General features: G+C 63.6%; 30 protein-coding genes. 11 read left to right on the plus strand and 19 right to left on the minus strand.

Annotated features, from left to right (window positions below; all coding sequences use genetic code 11):
- Positions 1 to 126: 126 nt before the first annotated feature.
- Positions 127 to 1,137 (minus strand): NAD(P)H-quinone oxidoreductase, encoded by a 1,011-nt coding sequence (locus NKJ78_RS23240; protein WP_031253468.1) that lies wholly within the window; start codon positions 1,135 to 1,137, stop codon positions 127 to 129.
- A gap of 146 nt (positions 1,138 to 1,283) precedes the next feature.
- Between NKJ78_RS23240 and NKJ78_RS23245 the strand changes: the two genes are divergently transcribed.
- From NKJ78_RS23245 to NKJ78_RS23255, 3 genes are all read left to right on the plus strand, one after another.
- Complete coding sequence (locus NKJ78_RS23245) at positions 1,284 to 1,478, plus strand: DUF1192 domain-containing protein (RefSeq protein ID WP_023670145.1); 195 nt, start codon at positions 1,284 to 1,286, stop codon at positions 1,476 to 1,478.
- Positions 1,479 to 1,574: 96 nt separating this feature from the next.
- Entirely contained in the window at positions 1,575 to 2,813 is a 1,239-nt protein-coding gene (locus NKJ78_RS23250) for an MFS transporter (protein WP_023683997.1), read from the plus strand.
- Positions 2,814 to 2,845: 32 nt separating this feature from the next.
- The gene (locus NKJ78_RS23255; protein ID WP_023706277.1) at positions 2,846 to 3,109 is read left to right on the plus strand and encodes an ArsR/SmtB family transcription factor; all 264 of its coding nucleotides are present in this window, start codon (positions 2,846 to 2,848) and stop codon (positions 3,107 to 3,109) included.
- Positions 3,110 to 3,138: 29 nt separating this feature from the next.
- On the opposite strand, the gene NKJ78_RS23260 is transcribed toward NKJ78_RS23255, so the two are convergent.
- The 5 genes from NKJ78_RS23260 to NKJ78_RS23280 form a co-directional block, all read right to left on the minus strand.
- Positions 3,139 to 3,603 (minus strand): SRPBCC family protein, encoded by a 465-nt coding sequence (locus tag NKJ78_RS23260; protein WP_023715031.1) that lies wholly within the window; start codon positions 3,601 to 3,603, stop codon positions 3,139 to 3,141.
- Positions 3,604 to 3,619: 16 nt separating this feature from the next.
- Positions 3,620 to 3,994: a nuclear transport factor 2 family protein gene (locus tag NKJ78_RS23265; RefSeq protein ID WP_050593101.1), complete on the minus strand. Its 375-nt coding sequence runs from the start codon at positions 3,992 to 3,994 to the stop codon at positions 3,620 to 3,622.
- A gap of 23 nt (positions 3,995 to 4,017) precedes the next feature.
- Positions 4,018 to 4,344, minus strand: coding sequence for an ArsR/SmtB family transcription factor (locus tag NKJ78_RS23270; protein WP_023699361.1), 327 nt, complete (start codon positions 4,342 to 4,344; stop codon positions 4,018 to 4,020).
- A 5-nt stretch (positions 4,345 to 4,349) separates the two neighbouring features.
- Positions 4,350 to 5,006, minus strand: coding sequence for a glutathione S-transferase family protein (locus NKJ78_RS23275; protein WP_023737380.1), 657 nt, complete (start codon positions 5,004 to 5,006; stop codon positions 4,350 to 4,352).
- Between the two features lie 116 nt (positions 5,007 to 5,122).
- Positions 5,123 to 5,956 (minus strand): alpha/beta fold hydrolase, encoded by an 834-nt coding sequence (locus tag NKJ78_RS23280; protein ID WP_352459720.1) that lies wholly within the window; start codon positions 5,954 to 5,956, stop codon positions 5,123 to 5,125.
- Positions 5,957 to 6,070: 114 nt separating this feature from the next.
- On the opposite strand from NKJ78_RS23280, the gene NKJ78_RS23285 reads away from it, so the two are divergent.
- From NKJ78_RS23285 to NKJ78_RS23295, 3 genes are all read left to right on the plus strand, one after another.
- On the plus strand, positions 6,071 to 6,598 hold the full coding sequence (locus NKJ78_RS23285; RefSeq protein WP_352459719.1) for a winged helix-turn-helix transcriptional regulator: 528 nt from the start codon (positions 6,071 to 6,073) through the stop codon (positions 6,596 to 6,598).
- A gap of 79 nt (positions 6,599 to 6,677) precedes the next feature.
- A complete protein-coding gene (locus NKJ78_RS23290; RefSeq protein ID WP_023670152.1) occupies positions 6,678 to 6,911 on the plus strand; it encodes a hypothetical protein in 234 nt (77 codons plus the stop codon).
- Positions 6,912 to 7,086: 175 nt separating this feature from the next.
- Complete coding sequence (locus NKJ78_RS23295; RefSeq protein ID WP_023690074.1) at positions 7,087 to 7,518, plus strand: GlcG/HbpS family heme-binding protein; 432 nt, start codon at positions 7,087 to 7,089, stop codon at positions 7,516 to 7,518.
- A 247-nt stretch (positions 7,519 to 7,765) separates the two neighbouring features.
- Here the strand turns inward: NKJ78_RS23295 and NKJ78_RS23300 are convergent, their stop codons facing one another.
- From NKJ78_RS23300 to NKJ78_RS23315, 4 genes are all read right to left on the minus strand, one after another.
- The gene (locus NKJ78_RS23300) at positions 7,766 to 8,167 is read right to left on the minus strand and encodes a hypothetical protein (RefSeq protein WP_023670154.1); all 402 of its coding nucleotides are present in this window, start codon (positions 8,165 to 8,167) and stop codon (positions 7,766 to 7,768) included.
- 192 nt (positions 8,168 to 8,359) lie between these two features.
- Positions 8,360 to 9,307, minus strand: a complete 948-nt coding sequence (locus NKJ78_RS23305) for an agmatinase (RefSeq protein WP_023737377.1) — start codon at positions 9,305 to 9,307, stop codon at positions 8,360 to 8,362.
- A gap of 197 nt (positions 9,308 to 9,504) precedes the next feature.
- The gene (gene rpmF / locus NKJ78_RS23310; protein WP_008834724.1) at positions 9,505 to 9,687 is read right to left on the minus strand and encodes a 50S ribosomal protein L32; all 183 of its coding nucleotides are present in this window, start codon (positions 9,685 to 9,687) and stop codon (positions 9,505 to 9,507) included.
- Positions 9,688 to 9,840: 153 nt separating this feature from the next.
- On the minus strand, positions 9,841 to 10,548 hold the full coding sequence (locus NKJ78_RS23315) for a transglycosylase domain-containing protein (protein WP_050588540.1): 708 nt from the start codon (positions 10,546 to 10,548) through the stop codon (positions 9,841 to 9,843).
- Between the two features lie 131 nt (positions 10,549 to 10,679).
- Between NKJ78_RS23315 and NKJ78_RS23320 the strand changes: the two genes are divergently transcribed.
- Complete coding sequence (locus tag NKJ78_RS23320) at positions 10,680 to 11,597, plus strand: polyprenyl synthetase family protein (RefSeq protein ID WP_352459718.1); 918 nt, start codon at positions 10,680 to 10,682, stop codon at positions 11,595 to 11,597.
- Positions 11,598 to 11,694: 97 nt separating this feature from the next.
- Here the strand turns inward: NKJ78_RS23320 and NKJ78_RS23325 are convergent, their stop codons facing one another.
- Both NKJ78_RS23325 and NKJ78_RS23330 read right to left on the minus strand, forming a co-directional pair.
- Entirely contained in the window at positions 11,695 to 12,696 is a 1,002-nt protein-coding gene (locus tag NKJ78_RS23325; RefSeq protein WP_023818414.1) for an NADP-dependent oxidoreductase, read from the minus strand.
- 68 nt (positions 12,697 to 12,764) lie between these two features.
- Positions 12,765 to 13,580, minus strand: coding sequence for an oxidoreductase (locus NKJ78_RS23330; RefSeq protein WP_352459717.1), 816 nt, complete (start codon positions 13,578 to 13,580; stop codon positions 12,765 to 12,767).
- 102 nt (positions 13,581 to 13,682) lie between these two features.
- On the opposite strand from NKJ78_RS23330, the gene NKJ78_RS23335 reads away from it, so the two are divergent.
- A complete protein-coding gene (locus NKJ78_RS23335) occupies positions 13,683 to 14,267 on the plus strand; it encodes a TetR/AcrR family transcriptional regulator (protein ID WP_352459716.1) in 585 nt (194 codons plus the stop codon).
- 113 nt (positions 14,268 to 14,380) lie between these two features.
- Here NKJ78_RS23335 and NKJ78_RS23340 read toward each other — a convergent pair whose 3' ends face one another.
- The 6 genes from NKJ78_RS23340 to NKJ78_RS23365 form a co-directional block, all read right to left on the minus strand.
- Positions 14,381 to 15,238, minus strand: a complete 858-nt coding sequence (locus tag NKJ78_RS23340; protein WP_352459715.1) for a sigma-70 family RNA polymerase sigma factor — start codon at positions 15,236 to 15,238, stop codon at positions 14,381 to 14,383.
- A complete protein-coding gene (locus NKJ78_RS23345) occupies positions 15,238 to 15,711 on the minus strand; it encodes a carboxymuconolactone decarboxylase family protein (RefSeq protein WP_023673089.1) in 474 nt (157 codons plus the stop codon). The genes NKJ78_RS23340 and NKJ78_RS23345 overlap by 1 nt, the downstream gene beginning before the upstream one ends.
- A 98-nt stretch (positions 15,712 to 15,809) precedes the next feature.
- Entirely contained in the window at positions 15,810 to 16,910 is a 1,101-nt protein-coding gene (locus tag NKJ78_RS23350; RefSeq protein ID WP_352459714.1) for an ABC transporter ATP-binding protein, read from the minus strand.
- Positions 16,911 to 16,924: 14 nt separating this feature from the next.
- Complete coding sequence (locus NKJ78_RS23355) at positions 16,925 to 19,129, minus strand: ABC transporter permease (protein WP_502901620.1); 2,205 nt, start codon at positions 19,127 to 19,129, stop codon at positions 16,925 to 16,927.
- Positions 19,130 to 19,220: 91 nt separating this feature from the next.
- A complete protein-coding gene (locus NKJ78_RS23360; RefSeq protein WP_023748323.1) occupies positions 19,221 to 20,246 on the minus strand; it encodes an ABC transporter substrate-binding protein in 1,026 nt (341 codons plus the stop codon).
- 61 nt (positions 20,247 to 20,307) lie between these two features.
- The gene (locus tag NKJ78_RS23365) at positions 20,308 to 21,141 is read right to left on the minus strand and encodes an inositol monophosphatase family protein (protein ID WP_352459713.1); all 834 of its coding nucleotides are present in this window, start codon (positions 21,139 to 21,141) and stop codon (positions 20,308 to 20,310) included.
- A gap of 218 nt (positions 21,142 to 21,359) precedes the next feature.
- Between NKJ78_RS23365 and NKJ78_RS23370 the strand changes: the two genes are divergently transcribed.
- From NKJ78_RS23370 to NKJ78_RS23380, 3 genes are all read left to right on the plus strand, one after another.
- The gene (locus NKJ78_RS23370; RefSeq protein ID WP_031195645.1) at positions 21,360 to 22,379 is read left to right on the plus strand and encodes a LacI family DNA-binding transcriptional regulator; all 1,020 of its coding nucleotides are present in this window, start codon (positions 21,360 to 21,362) and stop codon (positions 22,377 to 22,379) included.
- A gap of 37 nt (positions 22,380 to 22,416) precedes the next feature.
- Entirely contained in the window at positions 22,417 to 22,602 is a 186-nt protein-coding gene (locus NKJ78_RS23375; protein WP_023684018.1) for a hypothetical protein, read from the plus strand.
- Between the two features lie 85 nt (positions 22,603 to 22,687).
- A complete protein-coding gene (locus NKJ78_RS23380; RefSeq protein ID WP_352459712.1) occupies positions 22,688 to 25,027 on the plus strand; it encodes a response regulator in 2,340 nt (779 codons plus the stop codon).
- Here the strand turns inward: NKJ78_RS23380 and NKJ78_RS23385 are convergent, their stop codons facing one another.
- On the minus strand, positions 25,028 to 25,780 hold the full coding sequence (locus NKJ78_RS23385; RefSeq protein WP_352459711.1) for a Stf0 family sulfotransferase: 753 nt from the start codon (positions 25,778 to 25,780) through the stop codon (positions 25,028 to 25,030).
- Positions 25,781 to 25,853 lie beyond the last annotated feature (73 nt).

Raw genomic sequence — 25,853 nt, forward strand, 5'->3', positions numbered from 1 at the left:
GAAGCACCGGCCTACGCCGGCCGTAGCCTTAACTGCCGCAACCCCTCATGAGGGCTTCGGCCGGCGAAGGCCGGAAGCGCAGGGAGCCGCCATTCGCAGGCCGGCCTCACCTGAATCTCGCCCCATCTAGCCGACGTCGAGAACGATCTTGCCTATATGCTCGCCCTCTTCCATGCGCTCATGCGCCCGCCAGGCGTCGGTCAGCGGGAAGATCATGTCCATCACCGGCGCTACCTTCCGGGTGCCGAGCAGCGGCCACACCTGTGCTTCCAGTGCGGCGGCGAGCGCCGCCTTGAACTCGACCGTGCGAGGCCGCAGCGTCGAGCCGGTGTGGGTCAGCCGCTTGACCATGATTTTCGAGAAATCGGCGCTCGCCACCGCGCCGGCCTGGACGGCGATCTGGACGATCCTGCCCTCGACCGCGGCGGCCTCGTAGTTGCGCGCGATATAGTCGCCGCCGACCATGTCGAGAATGACGTCGGCCCCGTTGCCGCCGGTCGCATCCTTGACCGCCGCGACGAAATCCTCCTCGCGGTAGTTGATCGCCCGGTCGGCGCCGAGTTTCAGGCAGGCGTCGCATTTTTCCTTGCTGCCGGCGGTGGTGACGACATAGGCGCCGAAGGCCGACGCCAGCTGGATCGCCGTGGTGCCGATGCCCGATGAGCCGCCATGGACCAGCAGCGTCTCACCCTTTTTCAGGCCGCCGCGCTCGAACACATTGTGCCAGACGGTGAAATAGTTTTCCGGAACCGCCGCCGCCTCCGTGTGGGTGAAGCCGGCGGGCAGCGGCAGCACGCTGCCGGCATGAACCTTGACATATTCGGCATAACCGCCCCCCGGCGTCAGCGCGCAGACCCGGTCGCCGATGCGCCAGCGCGATATGTCGTCGCCAAGGGCGGCCACTTCGCCCGATGCCTCGAGACCGGGCAGGTCGGAAGCGCCGGGCGGCGCCGGATAGGCGCCCTTGCGCTGCTGCACGTCGGGGCGGTTGACGCCGGTCGCACGCACCCGGATCAGGATTTCGCCGGGACCAGGCACCGGCACGTCGCGCGTTTCCGGTTTCAGCACCCGCGGCCCGCCCGGTTGCGAGATTGCGATGGCCGTCATTGTGGCTGGAATTTTATGTCCGCTCGCCATGAAATTTCCCGTCTCGGTCCGCCGGTCTGTCGCCGGCTGCCAGCTTCTTGCCGGCTGTTTGCATCTGCGCCCCTGCCCTATGTATGCTGATTGCCGGATCAGGCAAATGGCCAAATCAGCCCAATACTGAATAGGGAGGAGCGACGATGGCGATCTTCGACGACGAACCCAAGAAGAAAGCCCGCCCGCATGAGATCGGACAGGATCTGTCGCTGCTTTCGGTCGGTGACCTTACCGAACGGATCAGCATCCTGCGCGAGGAGATTGCCCGGCTGGAAGCCGAGCTCCAGACCAAGGGCAGCACCAAATCGGCGGCCGAAGCCCTGTTTCGCCGCGGCTAGTTTTCGCGTTAGTTTCGGCGTTGAGCATCCGCCGCCGAAAAGCCCGAATGCGCCTGTCTTCAGACCCCGCTACCGAATCTCCAGACGGATCAAACAATGTTTGCAAGCTACAGGCCGATCCTCTCGCTGCTTCGCGGCACCGCTTTCCTGCTCGCGGCTTCGGGATTGCACGGCCTGTTGTTGCCGTTGCGCGGCCAGCTCGAAGGGTTTTCGACCGCATCGCTCGGTCTGATGGGCACGGCCTGGGCCGGTGGCTTCGTCACCGGCTGCTTCTTCGCACCTCGCCTGGTACGCCGCGCCGGCCACGTCCGGGCGTTCGGCGCCTTTGCCGCTTCGGGCGCCATCGTGGCGTTGCTTACCGGCCTGATCATCGACGAATATGTCTGGATCCTGCTGCGCGCCTTCACCGGCTTCACCATGGCCGGAGCCTTCATGGTCATCGAAAGCTGGCTGAACGAGAAGGCCACCAACGAGAACCGCGGCACCGTCTTCGGCCTCTACATGATGGTCACCTATGCCTCGATCATGGGCGGCCAGATGATCGTTGCGGGCGGCGACGTCAGATCGGCGTCGCTGTTCATGATCACCGGCATATTGTTCTGCCTGTCGCTGATCCCGACCGCGGTGTCGTCGGCTTCGTCTCCCAAGCCTTTGCAGGACGTCAAGCTCGATGTCAAAGGTCTCTACGCCAACTCGCCGGTGTCGGCGATCGCCTGCCTGTTGGTCGGCATCGCCAATGGCGCCTGGGGCACGCTTGGCGCCGTCTACGGCGCCCGTATCGGCATCTCCACCGCCCAGATCGCACTGATGATGAGCCTTGTCGTTATTGCCGGCGCGGCCATGCAGCTTCCGGCCGGACGCCTCTCCGACAAGACCGACCGCCGTTTCGTGCTGGCGGGCGCGGCTTTCGGCGCCGCACTGTTCGCCATCCTGATCTTCCTGTTCGAACCGCGTTCCGCCGTCCTCGTCATTGTCTTCGCCGCCGCCTACGGCGCCTTTGCCTACACGCTCTATTCGATCGCCGTGGCGCATGCCAACGACCACGCCCGATCGGAGGATTTCGTCAAGGTCTCGGGCGGCCTGCTGCTTCTTTATGGCTTCGGAACGATGATCGGGCCCTTGCTGGCTGCCGCCCTGATGGGTTGGCTTCGCCCAGAAGGCCTGTTCCTGGCCACCGCGCTGGCACATCTCAGCCTCGCCGCCTACACGCTGCTGCGCATCAGCCGCCGGGCGCCGGTGCCGATCGAAGACCGCGATGCCTTCAAGACCCAGCCAGCCGATCGCTCGGTCACCCCTGAAGCACTGCGGCTCAGAAAAGCGGAAGCCGACGGTTGAGATTTGAAAAGCTTTGCCCCACAAGTATAGGCATGATCTTTTCTGACGCCTTCATGGCGATTGCCGACCCCAACCGGCGCTATCTTCTGGAAGAGCTCCGGCGTGGCCCGAAAACCGTCAACGAACTGGCTTCGGGCCTGCCAGTCTCCCGCCCGGCCGTGTCCCAGCATTTGAAAGTGTTGCTGGACGCCGGTCTGGTTCAGGCCAAGGCCGAGGGCACGAGGCGGGTCTATACAGTCAGCAGTGCCGGCTTCCTCAAGCTCAATATTTGGCTTGATCAGTTCTGGGAAGCATAGGCCGAGATTCCAGCTCGCCTCCCTGGCTTTCAAGTGTCCGTTGCCAGCGCCTTGCCCAGCGCATCGAGCAGGAATCCGGTACCATGCTCGCGAGATGACGGTGTGTCGTGCCCATCGAGAAACGCGCCCTGCTCGGTGAGCACCAGACGCGTGCCCGTGCCTTCCGGGCGAAGCTCAATTGTCGCCAGCGAAACCGAGATTCTGACATCACCGAACAGCATGTCGTAGCTGTAGACGATGCGCTGGTTGGGCACGATGTCCTGATAGGTGGCGGTATAGGTGTGGATCGGCCCGTCCTTCGGCCCGCCGGCATTGACCTCCTGGCCGCCGACGCGAAAATCCATTTCGTGCCTGTGGGTCATCGGGTTGTCGGGGTCGGCGAACCAGCGCCGCTTGGCGGCCGGATCGCTGAGCGCGAAATAGACTTTCGCCGGTGCAACTGGATAGAGGCGCTCGAGGACGAAGGTGGAGTGGACGACGGATCGTTCGGCCATGGTCAGGTCCTCTTGGTCAGCTTGATGGTTTCTGCGCGACGAAGACGCCGTCGCGATAGGACGCGCCGAAATAGACTTCGACGGCGCGCAACCTGTCGTCATGGAACAGATGCAGTTCGGTGTTGCGGAAGGTCTTTCCGTCCGCCGTCTCGCAGCGATAGAGGACAAAGGCGGCGTCCTCGTCCTCGCATATCCGCTCGATGACGATCGAGCTGAAGGCCGGGCTGTCCGGCCAGCAGCGCTCGAAATAGGTCGCACGGTTGATGGCGTCGTCATAGGGGCTGGTGAAGGTGAAATCGTCGGCGAGCACCGCCGCGACGGCAGCCTTGTTATTCGCCTGGTAGGCGGAAAAATAGCCGCGGATCAACTCCGCTCTGCTTTTGCCGAGCATGGTCATTTCTCCTCTGCTTCAGGTCATTCGGTCCCGGCGAGAAAATCGCCGAGCCGGTCGAGCCGACGCTCCCATGTCAGCCGCCGTTCGTTGATCCAGTGTTCTGCGCTGCGCAGCGCCTGCGGCGCGATCTGGCAGGTGCGCACGCGGCCGAGCTTTTCCGAGCGCACCAGCCCGCTTGCTTCGAGCACGTTGAGATGCTGGACGACGGCCGACAGCGACATCGCCAGCGGTTCGGCCAACTGGCTGACCGAGGCCGGCCCACGCGACAGCCGTTCGACCATGCTGCGCCTGGCCGGGTCTGCGAGCGCCTGGAACATCAGGTCGAGCTGGGCGGGATCGTGCAGCATCGCGATCAGCCGTTATTGTAGGGAAAGAACTTGAAGTAGGGTTGCGCCTCCTCGACCACCCGGGCGAAGGACGGCCGCTTGAGCAGGCGGTCGTGGTAGTGTTTCAGGGCCGGATAGCTGTCGCCGAATGGCTCGACCTTGTTGGCGTAGAACAGCGCCGGCGAGGCCGCGCAGTCGGCCATGGTGAAGGTAGGCCCGGCCGCCCAGAGTTTCGAGCGCATCTCCTCCTCGATGATCGCATAGGCGTTGCGCAGTTGCGCGCGCGCCTCATCGACCCCGAACGGATCGGTCTTGTCCTGCGGGCGCAACCTGTCGCCGACGATCTTCTGCATCGGCGCCTGCACGTAGAAATCGTAGAAACGGTCGGCCTGGCGGACCTGGAGGGCAAGGTCGGCCTCGGCCGGAATGAGCTCGACCGGCCCGGGATAATGCGCGGCCAGATATTCGATGACGATGGTCGATTCCAGCACCGTGCGGTTGCGTGCATCGTCACGCAGCGCCGGCATCTTGCCGGTCGGCGACACCTTCAGGAACGCTGCCCGCGACTGCTCGTCGCCGAGGTCGACGACAACCGGCGTGAAGGGCGTGTCGTTCTCGTAAAACGCTATCAGCGGTTTCCAGCAGAACGATGCCAGCGGATGGAAATGGAACGTCAGGGACATTTTTTGCTCGTCTGTTTGCGGTTCGTCGATACTGGAGCGGTGCCAGCCAGCGCCAACACTGAAGCATTTACTTAACTATTTCCGTGAGGCGAATGTGTCAAGGTTCGAGACTGCCTTCAGGGCTTGGTATGCGTGACGATGGCGGCAACGATCGTGCCCCAGTCGTCGGGATGCAGTTCGTGGCCACCGCCTTCGACGCGGACAAGCCGCCCGCCGGCAACAGCGTCGGCAAGGGCTGCGCCATGCTCGACCGGAAAGATCGGATCCGATGTCCCGTGAATGACGAGCAGCGGAACCTTGATCTCGCGCAGGCGTCCTTTCAGATCCTCGCAGCTCTTCAGCATGAAATGGTTAGTCGCGCTCAGGAAGCCGCCGGATCGGTCGTAGTCCTGTTGGACGAACGCGCGCATCGCCTTCTCGTCGAAGGGATGCGCGGTGCTGGCGATCGCACGCGCATCCTTGACGACGAAGCCGATCACCTGGTCGCGGTCCGACCAATCGACCTTGGCGCCATCGACCGAGTGCTCCATATAGGCCTCGGTCGTCCCCGGCAGGGGCGATGTATCGATCCCCACCGGCGAACTGCTGATCACCGTCAGTGTGATGACACGCGAGGGATGTTTCAACACCAGTCGTTGCGCGATCATGCCGCCCATCGACATCCCGACCACATGCGCCTTGCCGATGCCGCAACCGTCGAGGACGCGCACCGCATCGTCCGCCATGTCGTCGAAGGTATACGGCGGCTCGCCCGGCGCATATTTGGTCGACAGGCCGGTATCGCGATTGTCGTAGCGGATCACGAAACGGCCCTCGCCGGCGAGTTTTTTGCAGAGCGCCTCCGGCCCCCACAGCATCGAGGCCATGGCGCCCATGATCAGCAGAACGGTTGGATCGACGGGATCCCCAAACGTCTGGGAGACGATTTCGGGTGCTGCTGCCCGTGTCATGGGACTCTCCTCGCATGGGCCAATCAAAGGCCAATCAAACTGATTGCGTTTTGCAATCGGTTGCACGATAATAAAACTGATACGATAATGCAACTGGTTTTTGGAGAGAGTCGGATGAAAACCGAACACCGCTCGGGATGCCCTATCAATCTGTCGCTGGAAGTGTTCGGCGATCGCTGGAGCCTGATCATCCTGCGCGACATGATTTTTGGCGGCAAACGCCACTTTCGCGAACTGCTCAACGGCTCGATCGAGGGCATCGCTTCCAATATCCTGGCCGACCGGCTGAAGCGGCTGATGGAACTCGGCATGCTGACCAAGGCCGACGACCCCTCGCACAAGCAGAAGGCGATCTACAGCCTGACCGAGATGGCCATCACGCTGGTGCCGATCATGGCGCATCTCGGCGCTTGGGGCCGCGTCTGGCTGCCGGTGAGCGAGGAGCTTTCGATCCGCGCCGAACTGCTGGAGAAAGGCGGTCCGCCAATGTGGGAGCAGTTCATGGACGAGTTGCGCCACGACCATCTGGGCATGCCTGTCGCCACACCCGCGGGGCCTTCCGTCCGCGCTACATTGCAGGCCGGATATGAGGCGGTGGTCGCCCGCAAGGCGTCGAGCGGCATCGAGGCCCCGGCCGCTTGACCAACTTATTTCCCCATTATCAGGCCGGCTCTGCTATCAAGGGGCTGAAAAACATAATTTACGGGATTGGATAACGCTCTTGGTCGAGAACTCTAAGGATACTGCCCGCGCCCGGGCGGATATGCGTTTCAAGAAGCAGGAAGAGGCAGCCACGGTGCGGCAAAAGGCGATGGCGGAGTATGTCGCCGAGGCCGACGCCCGCCAGGCCAAGACCAACAAGCTCCGGGCATTGCGCCTTGCCAAGGAAGCGGAAGACCTCGCCAACGCACCCGCCGCTCCGGTCAAGAAAGCGGCCCGAGCCAAGAAAAAATAACTCGGTCTCTTCATCGACGCGCCATCTGGATGCCGGCGGATCGTATCCGCCATGTGCCACGATCAGCAATGCCCGCCATTTCCGCTTTCCCGCGCGAAGCAATTTCAACCGCAACCGGGATTTCGCATCCCGCATGTCAGGTCGATGATTGACGCGTTTTGATCAGGAGACAGCCATGACCGCACTGACCCTCGAAAAAGCCAAGCACATCATCGACGCCGCCTTCGCCAAGGGCGCCGAGCTGAAGCTCAAGCCGCTCGGCGTTTCCGTGCTGGACGCCGGCGCGCATCTCGTCGCCTTCCAGCGTCAGGACGGAGCCTCGTTCCTGCGCCCGCAAATGTCGGCCGGCAAGGCCTATGGCGCGCTCGCCATCGGCATGGGCTCGCGCCGTGTCGAGGCTTTCGCCAAGGAGCGGCCGCATCTCGTCGCCGGCATTTCCGACGTCTCGGGTGGACGCGTGTTGCCGGTCGTCGGCGGCGTGCTGATCCGCGACAAGGCAGGCGCCGTCATCGGCGCCGTCGGAATTTCGGGAGATACGTCGGACAATGACGAAGCCGCCGCCATCGCCGGCATCGAAGCGGCGGGCTTCACCGCCGATCCGGGCTGAGGGGGAGCTTCGTCATCCCAGGGCGAAGCAGGAGCGAAACTCCGTCGCGAAGACCCTGGGATCCATGCCGCGACCTTTGCCGCAAGTGTAAGCGGAGCAGAATTCTGAACCGTTGCAACGCCTTAGCTTCACGCAATGGATCCCAGGGTCTGCGCCGCGTCGCTTCGCTCCTGCTTCGCCCCAGGATGACGACCAGAAAGAGCAGCCACGCCAATCGCGAACGGATGCGACCATCCAACGAAGGCGGCTAGTTCAAATTTATGTCTCTACTCGCCGACCGCATCGACACCGAAAACCCGGCCAGCACATCGAACAGGGCGATCACCATCAGCGTGAAGAAGACGGAGTGCGCCGCGCCCTTCACCAGCAGGAACTCGACCAGGAACGCCACGAAGACCAGCGTCGACAACAGATGGTCCATGATCGAGGCGTTCGTGGTGCGCACCGACTTCACCATTTCGAGGAACAGGAAGATCAGCCCGATCACCACCATCAGGTCGCCGAGCGTCATCGAGAACACCCCGCCCGACATCATGCTGAACGAGAAGATCTCGGTCGCCCACGGATCGTCGCCGCTGCCGAATATTCCGAGGAGTCCGAGATTGTAGGCCACGAAGGGCACGATCAGCAGCGGGATGGCACCGAACATCAGGCGTCTCCTCTAGCAATTCCAGGAAAGCGGTTTCCCAAGGAATTGCCTAAACAATGGGGCACCTTCTGTAGAATGCCCCGCAGGCACGCCGTCAAGATTTTTCGCTAGCGCCCGCAAACACGGAAAAAGACCGCGCGAAACAACCCTGTCAGCCACAGTTGCCCCGGCTGACCACCGACACGCCGGGATTCAGCGCTTGAACTGGCCTGTCCGCACGGCGGCGCCGATAGCGTTGAGGATGAAAAGGCCGGCGGTCATCGAGGTGATCTCGTTGACGTCGCGCGCCGGCGCGATCTCGACGATGTCGATGCCGACGACACTTCCCTTGGCGAACAGCCCCTTGATCAGCTCGATCGTCTGCCGGTAGCTGATGCCGCCAGGCGCCGGCCCTTCGACCGCCGGCATGACAGCGGGATCGAGACCGTCGGCATCGATGGTCAGGTAATAGCGGCCGCCGTCCGGGATGCGCTTGAGCAGCGCCGCCGTACCGATATCCTGCCATTCATTGGCGGTGACGATGTTGGAGCCGTAGGCGCGGGCCGCCTCGACCTCCTCGAGCCGGGCGCTGCCCTGGCCGCGGATGCCGAGCTGGAAAATCCCGGCTATATGCGCCATCTCCGAAGCGCGGCGGATGGGGCTGGAATAGCCTTCCCTGACCCCGTTGACATTGTCGCGCCAGTCGAGATGGGCATCGATCTGAACCAGGGTGATCGGCCCTTCGCCATCAAGCGCCCGCAGGATCGGGATCGGAATGCCGTGATCGCCGCCAATGGTGATCGGCAAGGCGCCGGCGACGCGGATCTTGCGGATCGCCGTTTCGGCCAACCTGTAGTGGCTGCCGGCCGCATCGCCGGGGACATCGCCGACATCGACCACCTTGACGTCCTCCCCGTCGAACAGGGTTCCGCCAATGTCGAAATCATAGCGGTCGAGCCCGAGGCTGATGCGCTGCGAGGCGCGCCGCACCGCGGTCGGCGCCTTGGTCTGGTCGTTGACCAGCTCGTCGATCGTGTAGGGACTGCCGTAAGGCATGCCGATGATGGCGACATCCGCCTTCAGCGCATCGAGGTCCTCGACCAGCGGGAAGTTCATGAAGGTCTGGAAGATATCGCGGGGTGCTGTGGTGAGCTTGGTCATGCGGTCCCTCTGAAGCCGGTCGATCATCGCGCGGAAGCGCCGCGACAAGGCATGCGGACTCAATACAGCACCGCCCCCGCAGCTTGTATCGCCACGGACGCCCGGTCTTTGGCATAGTTGGCGGCGCGGCGCACCAAACGCAAAAAAACCGGCCAATGGCCGGTTCTTTTGGTATTCAAACCCTTCGAAAGCTGGTCTCAGCTTTCCTTGGGCGTCAGCACCTGGCGACCGCGATACATGCCGGTCTTCAGGTCGATATGGTGCGGGCGGCGCATTTCGCCGGAATTCTTGTCCTCGACATAGGTCGGGGCCTTGAGAGCGTCGGCCGAGCGGCGCATGCCGCGCTTGGACGGAGAGGTTTTTCGTTTCGGAACGGCCATGGATATGCTCCACTACATGGTCAAAATGCCCCGATAGCCCTCGTGAAAGGGCCGCGTCAGGGCCATAATCTGAGAAAGTCGGGTGCCTATACACGCCCTGCGCCGTTTTGGCCAGCACCGTGGCGATTTTTTTTGAACTGGCAGCGGTTCGACCTAATCAAGACAACCGACATACGCGCCCGAACGGCCGGCGCGGCGTTCGATCAGCGACGCGAGCCGCCGCAGACCCGGGCCGGGCTTGGCCGGATTGCGCGCGATCGGATTGGGCAACGAGACGGCGAGCAAAGCCGCCTGCCGCCGCGACAGCTGCTTGGCCGAAACGCCGAAATGATGCTGGGCCGCCGCCTCGATGCCGTAAACGCCCGGCCCCCATTCGGCGATGTTGAGGTAGATCTCCATGATCCGCCGTTTCGACATCACCGCGTCGAAATAGACGGCCAGCGGCAGTTCGACCACCTTGCGCACCGAGCCCAGCGGCCGCGACCACAGGAAAAGGTTCTTCACCGTCTGCATGGTGATGGTCGAGGCGCCGCGCGTCGCCTCGCCGGCCAGCGCATCGTCGACGACGCCGCGCAATTCGCCGAGATCGATGCCGCGATGGAAGCAGAACTGACCGTCCTCCGACATGATCACCGAATTGGCCAGCACCGGCGACACATCGTCGATCGACACCCAGCGCCGGTCGTAGCCGGAAAATGTCGCGAGGTCTTTGACCATCAAGGTCGATATCGGATGCACGAAGGACGGCAGATAGAGGAAGGTCAGCCCAACGGGTATCGCCGCCAACACGGCGGCGACGACCAGGCAACGCCGGGCGAGGCGCTTCAGACCGGCGCGGTTCACGCGCCTCGGTCGCGCCATCTCAAACCCCTCGGTTTCATGATCGACGATCGGTTCCGTCAAGCCGCCCCACCCGCGCCATTCTCCCGCCTCCGGCATAATGGCGCGGGGCTTCTTGCGCAACGTCTGAGTGTCGGCTACCGCTCCCGGCCATGACGAAAGACGAGCAATTGGCCTTTGAGGCCGCACTTCTGGGGCGGGCGGCGGCTATCGAGGCCGGGCTCAGGCTGCTGCTGGACGGCCGCACGCTTGCCGGCGAGATCGCCCGGCCGGAGCGTCTGATGGCGGCCATGCGCCATGGCGTGCTGAACGGCGGCAAGCGGCTGCGCCCCTTCCTGGTCATGGAAAGTGCCGCCCTTTTCGGCGCCGATGGCGAGGCGTCGCTTCGCGTGGCGACAGCGCTCGAATGCGTGCATTGCTATTCACTGATCCATGACGATCTGCCTGCTATGGACGACGACGATCTGCGCCGCGGCCAGCCGACCGTGCACATGGCCTTCGATGAAGCCACCGCTATCCTTGCCGGCGATGCGCTTCTGACGCTTGCCTTCGATGTCCTCGCCGATGAGGCGACGGCGCTGCCGGCGGAGCGCAGGGCGGCACTGGTGCTGGCGCTGGCGCGCGCGGCCGGCACTGGGGGCATGGTCGGCGGGCAGACGCTCGATCTCGAAGCCGAGCGCAGCAGGCCGGACGAAGCCGGCATTATCCGGCTGCAGGCGATGAAGACCGGCGCGCTGATCCGCTTCGCCTGCGAAGCCGGCGCGATCATTGCCGGCGCCGCACCGCAGGACCGCGACCGGCTGGCCGGATTCGGCTCGGCGGTCGGGCTTGCCTTCCAGCTTGCCGACGACCTGCTCGACCTGACCGCCGATGCCAGCCAGATGGGCAAGGCGACCGGCAAGGACGCAGCCGCCGGCAAGGCGACGCTGGTGGCGCTGCATGGCGCGAACTGGGCGCGCAGCCAGCTCCATGGGCTGGTCAAGCAGGCCCATGAATTGCTCGAGCCTTACGGTGAACAGGCAGTCTTGCTGAAGGCAGCGGCAAGCTTCGTTGCAATCCGCAACAACTGAGGTTTGGGCGATCGGATGCCGAACCGTTTTCGGAATTTGTCGGCCTTGCGCTGCCTTGCTTTGGTGTCTCTCAAATGCCCCAAAGCAACTGCGCGCTCTATCTGACCTTGACGACGACCTTGCCCTTGGCGCGTCCTGTTTCGACGTAAGCCAGCGCCTCATTGGTCGCTTCAAAAGGAAAGACCCTGTCGACGACCGGGCGAATCGCCCCATCTTCGATGAGGGACGTGATTTTGCTCAGTTGCTCACCTTGCGCCGACATGAACAGGAACGAAAATCCCACCCCCCGGCGCTTGGCTTTGGTCCTGATACCACGGCTCAGCAGCCGCAGCAGCAGCCTTAGCACCACGTTCAGTCCCTGTTTCCTGGCAAATTCGGGATCCGGAGGACCGGAAATCGAGATGAGCTTCCCACCCGGTTTCAGCACAGTCAGGGATTTCTCAAGCGTCTTGGCGTCCTGGCTGTTCAGGACGACGTCGTAGCCCGACAGGATTTTCTCGAAGTCGTCCTTCCTGTAGTCGACGACGACATCGGCGCCGAGATCCCTGACCAGATCGTTGCTTGCCGCGCCCGCTGTTGTCGCAACGATCGCGCCGAGGTGCTTTGCCAACTGGATGGCGAATGTCCCCACGCCGCCGGAGCCAGCCTGGATGAAGATCTTCTGGCCTGTCTTCAGACCCGCCCTCTCGATGAGAGCCTGCCAGGCGGTCAGACCGACCAGCGGGATCGAGGCCGCCTCTTCCATGCTGAGGTTCGCCGGCTTCAGCGCCACGTCGGCTTCATCGATTGCGATGAATTCGACGAATGTCCCGATCCGGCCGTCGGGCGGCCGCGCATAGACGGCGTCGCCGGGTTTGAATTTGCGGACTTTCGAGCCCACCCTGACAACCCTCCCGGCAACGTCGTGACCGAGGATGAAGGGCCGGCGATAGGGAAGGACGAGTTTGAATTCGCCGGTCCTGATTTTGGAATCCAGCAGGTTCACTCCTGCGGCATGGACCTCGACCAGGACGTCATTGTCCAGCAGCTCCGGCTCCGGCATCTCGGCCAGCCGCAAAATGCCTTTCTTGCTATATTTATCGACAACGAATGCCTTCATGGCAGTGACTTTCTGGAAGTGTCTGTTGGCGTGCCGTTTGTGCGTGAAATTCTTCGTCCCACCGTCGTTCAGACCGGCAGGCGGAACTGCTTGCGCAAGGTCTTGTCGAACATCCCCGCGGGGGCGAAGCGGCGCAGCAGGCTGACCTGGCGCGCTGCGTTCCCTGCGGTATAGCGCCGTCGCGGACGGGCGTCCGTCGCTGCCTTGACGACCACATCCGCCACCACTTCCGGCCGATCGGCTTTGGGCATCACATCGGCAAGCAGCGCCTTGAGACCGGCGCGCGCCTGATCGTAGTCCTTCAACAGGGAATCCGGCTCGATGCCGTTCTGGTCGAAGACGGTGCGCACGAATGCCGGCTCGATGACCGAGACGCGAATGTTGAAGGCGCGAACCTCATGATCGAGCGATTCCGAATAGCCCTCCAGCGCGTGCTTGACCGCCGAGTAGTGCGCTGAGTATGGCGCGGGCACCAATCCTAGAATCGAGCCGATGTTGACGATGCGCCCTTGGCCGCGGCGCCGCATCGACGGCAACACCGCATTGGTCATGCGCATGACGCCGAACAGATTGACGTCGAACAGAGCCTGCACCTGTGCGACCGAAGATTCCTCGGCGCCGCCAAGCAGGCCGACACCGGCATTGTTCACCAGCAGATCGATACGACCGGTCTGGGCCAGCACGGTTGCAACGAGGGCGCTGACGGACTCCCCGTCGGTCACGTCGCAGGTCAGCATGGACACCTTAGCCGGGCCGTTGCCGGCCTTGCTGCGGCTTGTCCCGAAGACGGTGTACCCCGCCCGCGCCAAGGCCTCGGCACTGGCGCGGCCGATGCCCGAAGAGGCTCCGGTCACGACTGCGGTTCTTTCCGAAAGGGTACTCATTTGATACTCCACAGACATGAGGGCTAGCTTTTTGCCGTTGATTGAATTATGATCGTAATATCACATTACACCCATAATGCAATAGCAGAAAGGAAGAGCGCCATGCGCTACGAAAAGGGCCGAAAGGACGCCTCCCGCGATCGCATCGTCGAGGTCGCAGCCCAGCGTTTTCGCGGTGACGGCATCGCCGCGTCCGGACTGGCAGCCATCATGGGCGACGCCGGGCTGACGAACGGAGCCTTCTATCCGCATTTCCAGTCCAAGGCGGAGCTTGTGCGTGAAAGCCTTGTAGCGGCACTGGAGAGCCAGTCGCAGCAACTGCAGGAGGTATTGGCAGCCGGTGGTCCGGAGATGGGCATAGCGGCGTATCTGTCAGCTGAGCACCGGGACAATCCGGGAGCCGGCTGCGCGTCGGCCGCCCTGTTGCCGGAACTCGCGCGTCAGCCGCCCGAAACGCGCCAAGTCTATACCGAACGCTTGCTGGTTCTGGTGCGCCAGTTGTCTGCAGTACTTCCGCAGACCAAGGACCCGGAAGCCGCCGCCCTGGGCGTTTTTGCGACCCTCATAGGCACGCTTCAGCTGGCCCGCGCGGCAGCGGGGACGGAATTGTCGGATCGCATCCTTGCGGCAGGAGCAGACGCCGCGCGCAGCCTGATCCAGCCACGTGACGGCGAGAAGGCATCCTAGAGGCAGATGGCGGCAGCGGCAAAGGGCCCTGACATCGTCCTGCGGGTCGCACACAGGAAGGGCCGGCTTTTGGAGGCGGACCGAACCGGTATTTCGCTCCGATTCAATCGGGTCTAACGCAGATGCCTGAGCTTGTCGGGATTGCGCATGACATAGACGGCCGCGATCTTCCCGTCCTCGATGTCAAGCGCGGTCGTCTGCAGTTCGCCATCGGCCTCCCGCGTGACGAACCCCGGCAGTCCATTGACGAAGCCGATGCGCACCAGCGTCGAGCGATTGTCGCGCAGCCAAGCCGCGACTTGCGCGTATTGCTTCATGACGGCGTCGAAGCCCAGCACCGGCGCCAAAGCCGCCGGACGCTTGCCGCCGCCATCGGCATGAGCGCTGACATCTTCCGTCAGCAGCGCGCCGAGCGCCTGCATGTCGCCGCTGCGCGATGCCGCGAAAAAAGCTTCGGCGATCTCCAGGCCACGCTGCTTCTCCACCTTGAAGCGGGGCCGCGCCTGGCGGACATGGCCCCGTGCGCGAGCGGCAAGCTGGCGGCAGGCGGCTGAATCGCGCTCGATGGCGGTCGCGACCTCCTCGAATTCCAGCCCGAACACATCGTGCAGCAGAAAGGCCGCCCGCTCGAGCGGCGAAAGCCGCTCCAGCGCCAACATCAGCGGCAAGGTGACATCTTCAAGATCGTCCTCTTCGACGATCGGCTCGGGCAGCCAAGGGCCGATATAGGTCTCGCGCTGGCGCCGCGTGGATTTGAGCTGGTCAAGGCAAAGCCGCGTCACCGTGCGGCGCAGGAACGCTTCTGGCTCGCGAACCTGCGAGCGGTCGGTCCCCATCCAGCGGATGAAGGCATCCTGCACGACATCCTCGGCGTCGCTCACCGAGCCCAGCATGCGATAGGCGACCCGCATCAGCTTCGGACGCAGCGGGCCGAAGCCCGCTGCCGCGTCGTCGGGTGCCGTCGCCGTCATCAGGCCGCCTTGGCGCTGGCGCGTATCGTTGCTGCGTCGGTGTAGAGCCCGAAGCCAACGGCGATGCGGTTCCAGCCATTGATGATGTTGATCAAAACGGTGAGCTTCACCTGCTCCTCCTCGGTGAAATGCGCCTTAAGATCATCATAGGCGCTTTCGCGGTCCTGTCCTTCCGAGAGGCGCGTCAGCGCATCGGTCCAGCCGAGCGCGGCACGCTCGCGGTCGCTGTAGCAGGGCGCTTCGCGCCAGGCCGGCAGCAGATAGATGCGCTGCTCGGTCTCGCCATTCTCGCGCGCTTCGGTGGCATGCAGATTGATGCAGTTGGCGCAGCCATTGATCTGCGACGCCCGAAGCTTCACCAGCTCGTTGAGGCTGTGCTCGAGCCCGGCGGCGACAGAGAGTTCGGTCGATGCGCGCTGCCACTGCTTGATCAGCGCAGGGGCGGCGGCGAAGAGGTCGATTTTGGCGGTCATGATTGCAGTCCTTGTGTTGGGTACGCCATCATGACGAGACAAGACCGGCCGGTGTGACATTCAGGCTGGATTTTTTCGAAGGTGCTTTCCCGGCGCGTTCAATCGTCTTTGATCAGCACGATCTTCGCCGGATCGAAATCGATCCCGACCATCGTCCCTTCCGCCACGGCGGGTGTGACATCAGGCGATGTCGCGAACAGTTCGACCGCCGGATCGCTGATCGCGATGCGGTATTCCATGTGGTCGCCGAGATACGAGCTCTTGACCACCTGGCCCTTCATGGTGCCCGCTGGCTGGCCGGGCAAGATGCGCACGGCATTCGGGCGCACAGCGAGCATCGCCGGTCCCGGAGCGTTGCCGCGAGCCGGCATGTCGAGCAGCAAGGGTCCGACCTTGACCCTGGCACTGGTCGCATTGCTGGAAAGCACCTCGACGTCGAGCAGATTGGCGTCGCCCATGAAGTCGGCGATGAAACGGTTGGTCGGCTCGTTGTAGAGGTCGCGCGGCGTGCCGTCCTGGGCGACGCGAGCGGCGTTCATGACGATGATGCGGTCGGAGACGGCGAGCGCCTCTTCCTGGTCATGCGTGACATAGACCATGGTCAGCGCCAGATCTTGCTGGAGGCCGCGGATTTCGTCGCGCACGCGCCGGCGCAGCTTGGCGTCGAGATTGGACAGCGGCTCGTCGAACAGCAGCACCTTCGGCTCCAGTACGATGGCGCGCGCCACCGCGACGCGCTGCTGCTGGCCGCCGGACAATTCGCTCGGCTGGCGCTTCTCGTAGCCGGACAGGCCGACAAGCGACAGCTTTTCGGCGGCGCGCTCGGCTGCCTGCGCCTTGCCAAGCCCCATCGCCCGCAGGCCGTAGCTGACATTCTCCATCACGTTCATATGCGGAAACAGCGCATAGGACTGGAAAACCATGGAGACATCGCGCTCGGCGGCGGACAGCAAGGTGACGTCCTTGTCGTCGATCAGGATGCGCCCGGTGCTGGTCTGTTCCAGTCCGGCGATCAGCCGCAGCGTCGTCGTCTTGCCACAACCCGAGGGCCCGAGCAGCGTCACCAGGCTGGCCGGCGCGATGTCGAAGCTGACATTGTCGACGGCGATCACCGCGCCGTATTTCTTGGTGACGCCCTCGAACCGCACGGCCGGCCTGTCCGTGACAACCGGGGCAGCATTCTTCGCCGTCTGATCCACGCCGCTTCTCCCCATTAGATTGCTGCCACCACGGCTTCCGCCCCAGGCCGGCGCCGGCCGAGCCGGCGTTCGCCGACCAGCAGCTGGATGCCGATGAGGATGACCATCATGACAACGATCATCACCGCCGAATAGACAATCGCGATGCCGTATTCGCCGACATCTGCGCGCCCGACAATGTAGACCGTGGCGAGATTGAACCGGCCGCTCGCCAGGAAGATGACGGCGCTGACCGCCGTCACCGCGCGCACGAAACTGTAGATCATCGCGGTCACGATCGCCGGCTTCAGGATCGGCAGGATCACCCGCCGCAAGGTAGCAAAAGACCGCGCCCCAAGCGTCAGCGATGCCTCGTCCAGGCTCTTGTCGATCTGGCCGAGATTGGCGAGCCCGGCGCGGATCGCCACCGGCATGTTGCGGAAGATGAAGGAGATGACGATGATCAGCCCGGTGCCCGTCAACTGCACAGGCGGCACGTTGAAGGCAAGGATATAGCTGACGCCGATCACCGTGCCGGGAATGGCAAAGCTCATCATCGCCAGGAATTCGAACATGGTGCGCCCGGCGAAACGCTGCCGGTCGAGCAGATAGGCCGTCAGGATGCCGAGCGCCGCGGTGAACGGCATCGCCACCAGCGCCAGGCCGATGGTCATCAGCAGCGACGGCCAGGCCGAGCCGCTGAAAAACCAGCCATTGACGCCCTTCTCGATCGAAAAGGCGGTGAGGAAATATTCGAGCGTCGGCGTGTTGTCGCGCCCGATCGATTGCACGAAACCGCCGCCCAGGATGATGCCGTAGACCACGATGGTCAGAACCAGCCACGGAACGACGGCGGCGTAGCAGCCGATCCGCAAGGCCTTGGGCAGCGTCGCCGGTACGCCGCCATCGCCCTTGCCTGCGACGGTGACGTAGCTGCGGCTGCCGATCCAGCGGCGCTGGATGACGAAGGCTGCCAGCGTGAACATCAACAGCACGATCGCCAGCACCGCCGCGCGGCCCTGGTCGTGCGCCGCACCGACCACTGCAAAGAAGATGTCGGTCGACAGCACGTTGAAGTTTCCGCCCAGCACCAGCGGATTGGCGAAATCGGCCATGCTCTCGATAAACGAAATCAGGAAGGCGCTGGCCAGCCCCGGCCGGATCAACGGCCAGGTGACGGTGCGAAACGTGCGCCAGCGGCTGGCGCGCAGGGTTTGTGATGCTTCCTCGATGCTTGGGCTGACCCCTTGCAGCACGCCGACCAGAACCAGGAACGCGATCGGCGTGAAGGCCAGCACCTGCGCGATGGTGATGCCGGCCATGCCATAGATCCAGCGGCTGCGCGGAATGCCGAGATGCACCGACATGAGGTTGGTGACGATGCCGGCGCGGCCGAACAGCAGGATCAGCGCCAGGCCGATGACGAAGGGCGGCGTGATGATCGGCAGGATGGACAGGCCGCGCAGCAGCCATTTGGCCGGCAGCTTGGTGCGAAGCGCAATCAGCGCCAGAGCCAGCCCAAGCGCCGTGCAGAAAAAGCCGACGAGGACTGCGATCGCCACCGTGTTCCACGCCACGCCGCAGGAGCCCTCGCCATAGAGGCAGCGCAGGCTCCATATGTTGGCGCTGAAGATCTTTTCGACGAACAGCGCCGGCACGACATTGCCGTCATTGTCCTTGATGGCCGAGGTGAGGATCGACAGCAGCGGATAGGCGACGAACAGGATCAGCGAAGCAATCACGATTGAGAGCGAGCCGACGACGAAGCGGTCGCCCTTGCACCAGCCGCGCGCGGCGAGCGCCTCGGCGATGAACATCAGCATCGCCACGGCATAGAGCGCCGCACCCCAGCCGAGCCCCGGCTGTATCGGTCCCGGCGTGCCGGCGATCTGGGTAAGTAAGCCAAATCCCCAGCCCGAATGGATGATGGAAAAGCCTTCGATGGCCAGCCACAGCAGGCCCGCCGCGCCTGCAACCGCCAGGCTCTTGGGGTTGTTGCGCGCCACTAGCCAGCTCGCCAGCAGAAGCGGCAGGATAAGCGGCAACAGCCAGGGCCGGCCACCGAGCGCCAGCAAGATGGCCGGCGTCGCATCCGCCGGCTGTGCCAGCCAGTCGAACGACAGGAAGCCGCCTTCGACCTTGTACCAAGGCAAGAGCACGAAGCTCGCCCACGCGGCCATTACCCAGGCGAGCGCGCTGCGTCCAGGAGCGGAACTGACCATGGAACCGGCCGCGGCCATTCAATGTCTTTCTGTTGCCAAAGGATGGTGCGCCGGCTGCCGCGAAGGGCAGCCGGCGATCAGATGCTAGAGTGAGCGCGAAAGAACGCGCTCAGCCGCCATTGCGGACCTCGTCAGTGAACTTCTTCAACAGCCGCTTGCGTTCGGCCGACGAGCCGTATTTGGCGAAGTCGTAGTCGATCAGCTTGATCTTCGAGAGGTCCGGCGCCTCGGGCGGCACCGGCGTGGCGGTGTTCGACGGGATCTGGAAGCTGCCGTTCGGCGCCGCGAGCTTCTGCGCGTCCGGGCTCAGCGCCCAGTCGTAGAATTTCTGCGCCTCTTCAGCATGCTTGGCGCCCGTCACGATGCTCATCGAACCGATCTCGAAGCCGGTGCCTTCGCAAGGCGACACCACCTTCACGGCAGGGTTCTGTTTCGCGGCATTGATCACGTCGTGCTGGAAGGAGATGCCGATCAGCGTCTCGCCCTTGCCGACGGCGAGCGCCGGCGCGGCCCCTGCCTTGGTGTATTCGGCGATGTTCTTGTTGAGCTGCTTGAGATAGTCGAATGCCTTGTCCTCGCCCATCAGCTGGACGATGGTGGCAAGCATAGTCCAGGCCGTACCCGATGAATTCGGGTCGGCCATCTCGATCTCGCCCTGGAATTCCGGCTTGACCAGATCGGCCCAGCACGCCGGAGCGGTCAGCCCGCGCTGCTTCAGATCTTCCTCATTATAGCCGTAGCCGAGCGCACCGAGATAAATGCCGACCGTGCGGTTCTTCGACCTGTCGGCCTGCTTCAGCGCCCAGTCGCGCAAGTTTGCCAGTTGCGGCGACTTGTATTCCTGGGTGAGGCCCTCTTCCGCCGCCTGCAGATGCGGGTCGCCGGTGCCGCCCCACCAGATATCGGCTTGCGGATTGTCCTTCTCGGCCCGGAGGCGGGCGTAGATTTCGCCGGCGCTCATGCGGGTCATGTCGACGCTGACGCCCGTCTCCTTCTGGTAGGTGGTCGCCATCGCCCGGCACCAGGCCTCGTCAACGGCGCAATACATTGTGAGGCTGCGGTCGGCCGCCTGGGCGGCACTCGCCAATCCGAACATGGCCAGCGCCGCGCCAAGGCCAAGCCAGGCGGCGCGCAAGCCTTGCTTACTGTCAAATGTCTTCATCGATATTCCTCCCTGTCTTCTCACTGGAAACGATCTACCCGTCGTCGAGCGGCACTCCGATCACCTGGGACAATGTCGCCGCAACACCGGGTGCTGCCGCAAGCACGGGATTGCCCTTCGCCATGCCGTCGCCGTCGAGGAACCGGTTCACCCGGCCGCCGGCCTCCTCCACCAGCAGCAATCCGGCCAGGCAGTCCCACGAATTGATGTGCAGCTCGGCATAGGCATCCGAGCGGCCGTCGGCCACATAGGCCAGCCCAAGCGCTCCGGAGCCGGAGCGCCGCACATTGGCGCCGAGTGCCCAGACAAGGCTCACCTTGTCCAGATAGTCGCGATTGGGAATCCTGGGCGACCAGCCGAATTCGACAAAGGCGCGGTCGAACGCTTTCGTCGGCGACACATGGATCGGCGCGCCATTGCGAGTAGCGCCTTGCCCGCGACGGGCAAAATACGTTTCGCCGATGGCCGGATTGGCAATGCCGCCGATCTCGCTGCGGCCGTCCTCTACGAAAGCTATCGAAATGCAGAAATGCGGAATACCGCGCATGAAATTGGCGGTGCCGTCGATCGGGTCGACGACCCACATGCGGGCAGAGCCGATGCCGCCGCCTTCCTCGCCCAAAAACCCGTCCTCCGGAAAAGCCTCTGCCAGCGTCGCGCGGATGTGCTCCTCGACCTTGCCGTCGGTTTCAGTGAGAAAATCCTGCGGGCCTTTCATCGCCACCGGCTGGACGGCGCCCTGCCGGGCATAGCCTTCCATCGCCAGTTGCCCGGCCGTGACAAGCAGTTTCCGGCAGACCTCGGCACGCCTGTCCATCTCGGCCTTGGACAGCCGGTCCGCCTTCGGATGCGCCGCCGCCCTGCTCATGCAGCCGGTCCGGACAATCGCGCCCTCAATGCCGTCTTCGGCGAAATGGACAGGGTATTCCTCCGATGCCACTCTTGAGCCGGCTTGTATTGCACGGCTGTGCAAAGCTGTTGCATTCGGCCATGCCTGTCAAGTGCGGTGGGTGGCAATGGCAGAAGAGTTGCATTACATTGCACTGGCGTGCAAAGAATCACGAAAACAGCAGCGAGAGCGTTCGCTTGACGGTTCCGAGAATCCGCACCGGTTTCTCCAGCGCCCAGCAGGTTGCCGACCTCGCCGGGGTTTCACGCTCGGCCGTGTCACGTACCTTCACGCCCGGCGCTTCCGTTTCCGGGGAAACCCGCGAGCGGGTGATGCTGGCGGCCGAGCAACTCGGCTATCACGTCAACCATCTGGCTCGCGGCCTGATGCGGGCTTCGACCGGCATCGTCTGCCTCATCGTTGCCGATGGCGACACGCCCTATCATGCCCGCCTGCAGAAGGCGCTGACCCAACATCTGCGGGACGCCGGCAAAATGGCCATGGTGTTCAACACCTCCGGCCCCAGCCACCATGTCGACCAGGCGCTGCGCAACACGCTGAACTATCGCGCCGATGCGAGCATCGTTCTGTCCGGCTCGCCGCCGCAGTTGCTGATCCGCACCTGTCTTGAGAACGGCCAGCGGCTGGTGCTGATCAATCGCGATGACCGCTTCGACGGCCCGCACAATATCGGTGTCGACAACGCTGCAGCCGCAGAGGCAGCGCTGCATGCCTTCATCCGGGCCGGCTGTACCCGCCCCGCTTTGGTGACCTCGGCTGCCGGCACGCCCAGCCTGCTCTCCCGCGAAACCGCCTTCCTTACCGCCGCGCAGAAGGAAGGGCTGGAGGTGACCGTGTGGCGCGAGGGCCGCACCGGCTATGCCACCGGAGCCGATGGCGCCAGGCGGCTCTTTTCCGGCCGGCAGCGGCCGGATGCGGCGTTCTGCGTGACCGACCTGATTGCGTGCGGCTTTCTCGATGCGGCCCGCCACGAGTTCGGCATCAACGTACCCCGCGATCTCTGCGTCATCGGCTTTGACGACATTGAACAGGCCGACTGGGCCTCTTACCGGCTGACGACGTTCTCGCCGCCGATCGAGGAGATCGCCAGGCGCGCCGTGCGGCTCGCGACCGGCGCGCGGGAGGAGGCTGGCAGCCGCCTGATCTGCCATGCGCCCATGGTCTGGCGCAGCACGGTGAGGCCGGGCCAGGGCTGATGCGAAACATGTGTCGGTCAAGACGGGAAACGTACTGATGTCCAAGAAAAAGGCCAGGAAGACCCGCCAGGCGGCAAGACCGGTGGAGATAGCTGTAGGCCCCGAAATCCGGAGCATGATGCGCAAGTTCGGCCTGACCGAGGAAGAAGCACTGCGCATGATGCGCGAATGCGATGCCACCCTCTATGGCGCCAACTCCGGGCACGTGCAGCCAGGATCTTGACGGCCCGCCAGGCGCGAACGGAATTTTAATGTAAATCAAGCGTAATCCCGACCGTTAAAATGATGCGTATGTGTTGGGGTTGCGCATGCCGGAATATTCTTTCTTCATCCGCTCGATCCGGATCCGCTACATCTCGGGATTGCTCATCTTTGCGCTGGCTTCCACCGCGGTGATGTTTGCGCTCAATCGCGTCAATTCCTTCCGCCACGACATCGACGCGCTGAGCAGCAATCTCGTCGTCTTCACCCGCGACCTGCGCAACGCCTCCAGCTTTGCCGAAACCGCCAGCACGACCTGGCGCACCGAAACCCGTGACGGCCTTGCCGCCGCCGCGCGCGGCCATTCGCAACGCCTGACCAGCGAGATCGAAACACTGTCCGCGGAGTTGGCCGCGATCAAGCCGAGCCTATCGGCCAAAACGCTGGACGAACTCTCGTCTGCCGCCGTCAACGGCGACCTGTTCTGGTCGTCGCGCGACATCGTGCGCAACTTCAACCTGATGTCGGCGGCGCAACAGACCGACGAATGGAGTTCGCGCGAAATCCTCAACCAGAACGACCTGTTCGTCCAGCCGATGCTGGTGCGTGTGCGTACCGCCATGGATGGCGAACGCCATCTGGCCGACGCCTCCAGCGACAGGCTGCTGTTGTGGGCAAGCGGCCTTCTGTTCGCGGTTCTTGCCATCGTCGCCCTCTGGATCTTCCGGCCGATGGAAAAGGCGATCCGCCGCGCCTTCACCGAATCCGCCGCATCCTTGTTCAAGGCCGAAGCGGCCGACCGCGCCAAATCGGAATTCCTGGCCAATATGAGCCATGAGATCCGCACGCCGATGAATGGCGTGCTGGGCATGGCCGAACTGCTTGCCAAGACCGAGCTTAACGCACGCCAGAAGACCTTCACCGAAGTGATCGTCAAGTCCGGCAATGCGCTGCTCACCATCATCAACGACATCCTCGATTTCTCCAAGATCAATGCCGGTCAGCTGACGCTCGATCCTGCACCCTTCCGGCTTGCCGAAGCGGTCGAGGACGTGGCCACACTGGTGTCGGCGCGCGTCGCCGAAAAGAACCTCGAGCTGATCGTGCGCGTCGACCCGCGCCTGCCTGCCCATGTCGTCGGCGATGCCGGACGGTTCCGTCAGATCGTCACCAATCTGCTCGGCAATGCGGTGAAGTTCACCGAGAAGGGCCATGTGCTGATCGATGTCGGCGGCGAGGTGGTCGACGGCATGGTCCAGCTCAAGGTCCGCGTCGAGGACACAGGCATCGGCATTCCTGCCGAGAAGCTCGAGAACGTGTTCGAGAAATTCGCGCAGGTCGACGGCTCGTCGACGCGCCGCCATGAAGGCACCGGCCTCGGCCTTGCCATCGCCGCCCGCCTCATCGATCTGATGGGCGGCAAGATCGGCGTCGAAAGCGAGATCGGCCGCGGCTCGGTGTTCTGGTTCGCCGTGCCGCTGCCGGCGCATCAGCAGGACACGCGCAACGAGATCGTGCCGGTCGATGTCACCGGCGCCCGCGTGCTGGTCATCGACGACAACCCGGTCAACCGCGAGATCTTGCTGGAACAGCTCAGAAGCTGGAGCTTCGACTGCGCGGCCGCCGAAAGCGGCGCCGTTGGCCTCGCCTTTCTAGACCGGGCCAGCCAGCTCGGTGCTGCGGTCGACTGCATCATCCTCGACTACCAGATGCCCAGCATGAACGGCGCCGATGTCGCCAAGGCGATTTCCGCCGACAGCCGTCTCTCCGCCATCCCGGTGGTGCTGCTGACCTCGGTCGATCAGGTCGATTTCGGCAAGATGGTCATCGATTTCGGCATCGCCGCGCATCTCACCAAGCCGGCACGCTCGGCCATCCTGCTCGGCACCGTCATCTCGGCCATCCAGAAAACGCGGGCCCAGATCGGCAAGGCCCAGTTCGTTCGCGAGCCGGTTGTCACGCAGGCCGCACCCACACCGCCTGCCTTCACCGTCATTCGCGGCCCGGTGATGCCCGTGGCCGCGACACTGGAATCGACTGTCACGGCAAACGGCCCGATCGATATTCTTATCGCCGAGGACAATGACGTGAACCAGCTGGTGTTCGGCCAGATCCTCAATGGGCTTGGCCTCAGCTACCGCATCGCCAGCAATGGCCGCACGGCCGTAGAGATGTACCGGGCGCTGCGGCCGAAGCTGATCCTCATGGACGTCTCCATGCCGGAGATGAACGGCTACGAGGCGACCCGCGCCATCCGGGCGGCGGAGGCAGCGAGTGGCAATCACACACCAATCATCGGCGTCACCGCTCACGCACTGAAGGGCGACCGCGACAAATGTATCGAGTCCGGAATGGACGACTATCTGCCCAAGCCGGTGTCGCCCGACCGCCTCGGCAGCAAGATCGGCACATGGCTCAGCGAAACGGTCGCGGTAAAGAGGGCTTGATCAAATCGCCGCGTCCAGACGATAGCGGCGCATCCAGTCCAGACTAATCTCGTCCGAGAGCTTGGCGGCGCCCGGCTTTACGTCGGCGGCATTCGGCGCCGGAACGCCCAAGGCCTCGCAGATGGATGCCAATGCCGCTGCCGGATCGGCTGACAGGCGCTCATAGCCGATACGCAGCGGGACGATCCCCTGCTCAGCGAACCAGACGTTCCAGGCCGCGTCAAAGGCTTCGAGTTCGGCAAGCTCGCGCTGGATCCGCTTGAAGTCGTAGCGGGGTTCCTGCGGCGGTGCGGCCCGTTCGATCTCGGTTCCGTCGGGCGCGATGTGCCAAAGCCAGGTCTGCTCGGCCTTGATCAGCGACACCGCCTGCGCCAGCTTGTTTTCGCGAGACAGGTGGATGTAGAGGACCCGCCCAAAGGCTTTTTCAAACCGCGCTTTGTCCGAAGACAGGTCTGGGTAGATCCGGTCGACGATCGCCGAGAGTTCATCCAGGTTTTCCCGCATCAGGCGCAGGCCGAAGACGCTTGTTCCGCCCCTTCCCGCGCTGATTGCCGCACCGAGATAGGCGAGGTCGAAATCATGCGCGCTCATCGTCTCGGGATGCGGCAATTTCCACTCTTCTGCCCATTCCGCTTTGTCCTGCCGCCGGTAGAACGAGTGCGGATCGCCGGCTGTTTTCGTCGAGGCCAGAAGGCCGCACAGCAAGGTGCTTCCGGTTCTCGGCGTGCCGCAGATTATGTAGCCGTCACGCATCTCGGGGCTCTGTCGCTTGTCATGGATTGGGCTAACCTCGCCAGGCGCGGTGACACGCGCGCTTCGCGAAGGA

It is taken from the genome of Mesorhizobium sp. M0037 (genome assembly GCF_040323635.1).
Classification (GTDB): domain Bacteria; phylum Pseudomonadota; class Alphaproteobacteria; order Rhizobiales; family Rhizobiaceae; genus Mesorhizobium.

Bases quoted from the DNA above. Each gene is read 5' to 3' on its own strand.
- NKJ78_RS23240 (WP_031253468.1), bottom strand. From the start codon at position 1,137: ATGGCGAGCGGACATAAAATTCCAGCCACAATGACGGCCATCGCAATC.
- NKJ78_RS23245 (WP_023670145.1), top strand. From the start codon at position 1,284: ATGGCGATCTTCGACGACGAACCCAAGAAGAAAGCCCGCCCGCATGAG.
- NKJ78_RS23250 (WP_023683997.1), top strand. From the start codon at position 1,575: ATGTTTGCAAGCTACAGGCCGATCCTCTCGCTGCTTCGCGGCACCGCT.
- NKJ78_RS23255 (WP_023706277.1), top strand. From the start codon at position 2,846: ATGATCTTTTCTGACGCCTTCATGGCGATTGCCGACCCCAACCGGCGC.
- NKJ78_RS23260 (WP_023715031.1), bottom strand. From the start codon at position 3,603: ATGGCCGAACGATCCGTCGTCCACTCCACCTTCGTCCTCGAGCGCCTC.
- NKJ78_RS23265 (WP_050593101.1), bottom strand. From the start codon at position 3,994: ATGCTCGGCAAAAGCAGAGCGGAGTTGATCCGCGGCTATTTTTCCGCC.
- NKJ78_RS23270 (WP_023699361.1), bottom strand. From the start codon at position 4,344: ATGCTGCACGATCCCGCCCAGCTCGACCTGATGTTCCAGGCGCTCGCA.
- NKJ78_RS23275 (WP_023737380.1), bottom strand. From the start codon at position 5,006: ATGTCCCTGACGTTCCATTTCCATCCGCTGGCATCGTTCTGCTGGAAA.
- NKJ78_RS23280 (WP_352459720.1), bottom strand. From the start codon at position 5,956: ATGACACGGGCAGCAGCACCCGAAATCGTCTCCCAGACGTTTGGGGAT.
- NKJ78_RS23285 (WP_352459719.1), top strand. From the start codon at position 6,071: ATGAAAACCGAACACCGCTCGGGATGCCCTATCAATCTGTCGCTGGAA.
- NKJ78_RS23295 (WP_023690074.1), top strand. From the start codon at position 7,087: ATGACCGCACTGACCCTCGAAAAAGCCAAGCACATCATCGACGCCGCC.
- NKJ78_RS23300 (WP_023670154.1), bottom strand. From the start codon at position 8,167: ATGTTCGGTGCCATCCCGCTGCTGATCGTGCCCTTCGTGGCCTACAAT.
- NKJ78_RS23305 (WP_023737377.1), bottom strand. From the start codon at position 9,307: ATGACCAAGCTCACCACAGCACCCCGCGATATCTTCCAGACCTTCATG.
- rpmF (WP_008834724.1), bottom strand. From the start codon at position 9,687: ATGGCCGTTCCGAAACGAAAAACCTCTCCGTCCAAGCGCGGCATGCGC.
- NKJ78_RS23315 (WP_050588540.1), bottom strand. From the start codon at position 10,548: ATGGCGCGACCGAGGCGCGTGAACCGCGCCGGTCTGAAGCGCCTCGCC.
- NKJ78_RS23320 (WP_352459718.1), top strand. From the start codon at position 10,680: ATGACGAAAGACGAGCAATTGGCCTTTGAGGCCGCACTTCTGGGGCGG.
- NKJ78_RS23325 (WP_023818414.1), bottom strand. From the start codon at position 12,696: ATGAAGGCATTCGTTGTCGATAAATATAGCAAGAAAGGCATTTTGCGG.
- NKJ78_RS23330 (WP_352459717.1), bottom strand. From the start codon at position 13,580: ATGAGTACCCTTTCGGAAAGAACCGCAGTCGTGACCGGAGCCTCTTCG.
- NKJ78_RS23335 (WP_352459716.1), top strand. From the start codon at position 13,683: ATGCGCTACGAAAAGGGCCGAAAGGACGCCTCCCGCGATCGCATCGTC.
- NKJ78_RS23340 (WP_352459715.1), bottom strand. From the start codon at position 15,238: ATGACGGCGACGGCACCCGACGACGCGGCAGCGGGCTTCGGCCCGCTG.
- NKJ78_RS23345 (WP_023673089.1), bottom strand. From the start codon at position 15,711: ATGACCGCCAAAATCGACCTCTTCGCCGCCGCCCCTGCGCTGATCAAG.
- NKJ78_RS23355 (WP_502901620.1), bottom strand. From the start codon at position 19,129: ATGGCCGCGGCCGGTTCCATGGTCAGTTCCGCTCCTGGACGCAGCGCG.
- NKJ78_RS23365 (WP_352459713.1), bottom strand. From the start codon at position 21,141: ATGAGCAGGGCGGCGGCGCATCCGAAGGCGGACCGGCTGTCCAAGGCC.
- NKJ78_RS23375 (WP_023684018.1), top strand. From the start codon at position 22,417: ATGTCCAAGAAAAAGGCCAGGAAGACCCGCCAGGCGGCAAGACCGGTG.
- NKJ78_RS23380 (WP_352459712.1), top strand. From the start codon at position 22,688: ATGCCGGAATATTCTTTCTTCATCCGCTCGATCCGGATCCGCTACATC.
- NKJ78_RS23385 (WP_352459711.1), bottom strand. From the start codon at position 25,780: ATGCGTGACGGCTACATAATCTGCGGCACGCCGAGAACCGGAAGCACC.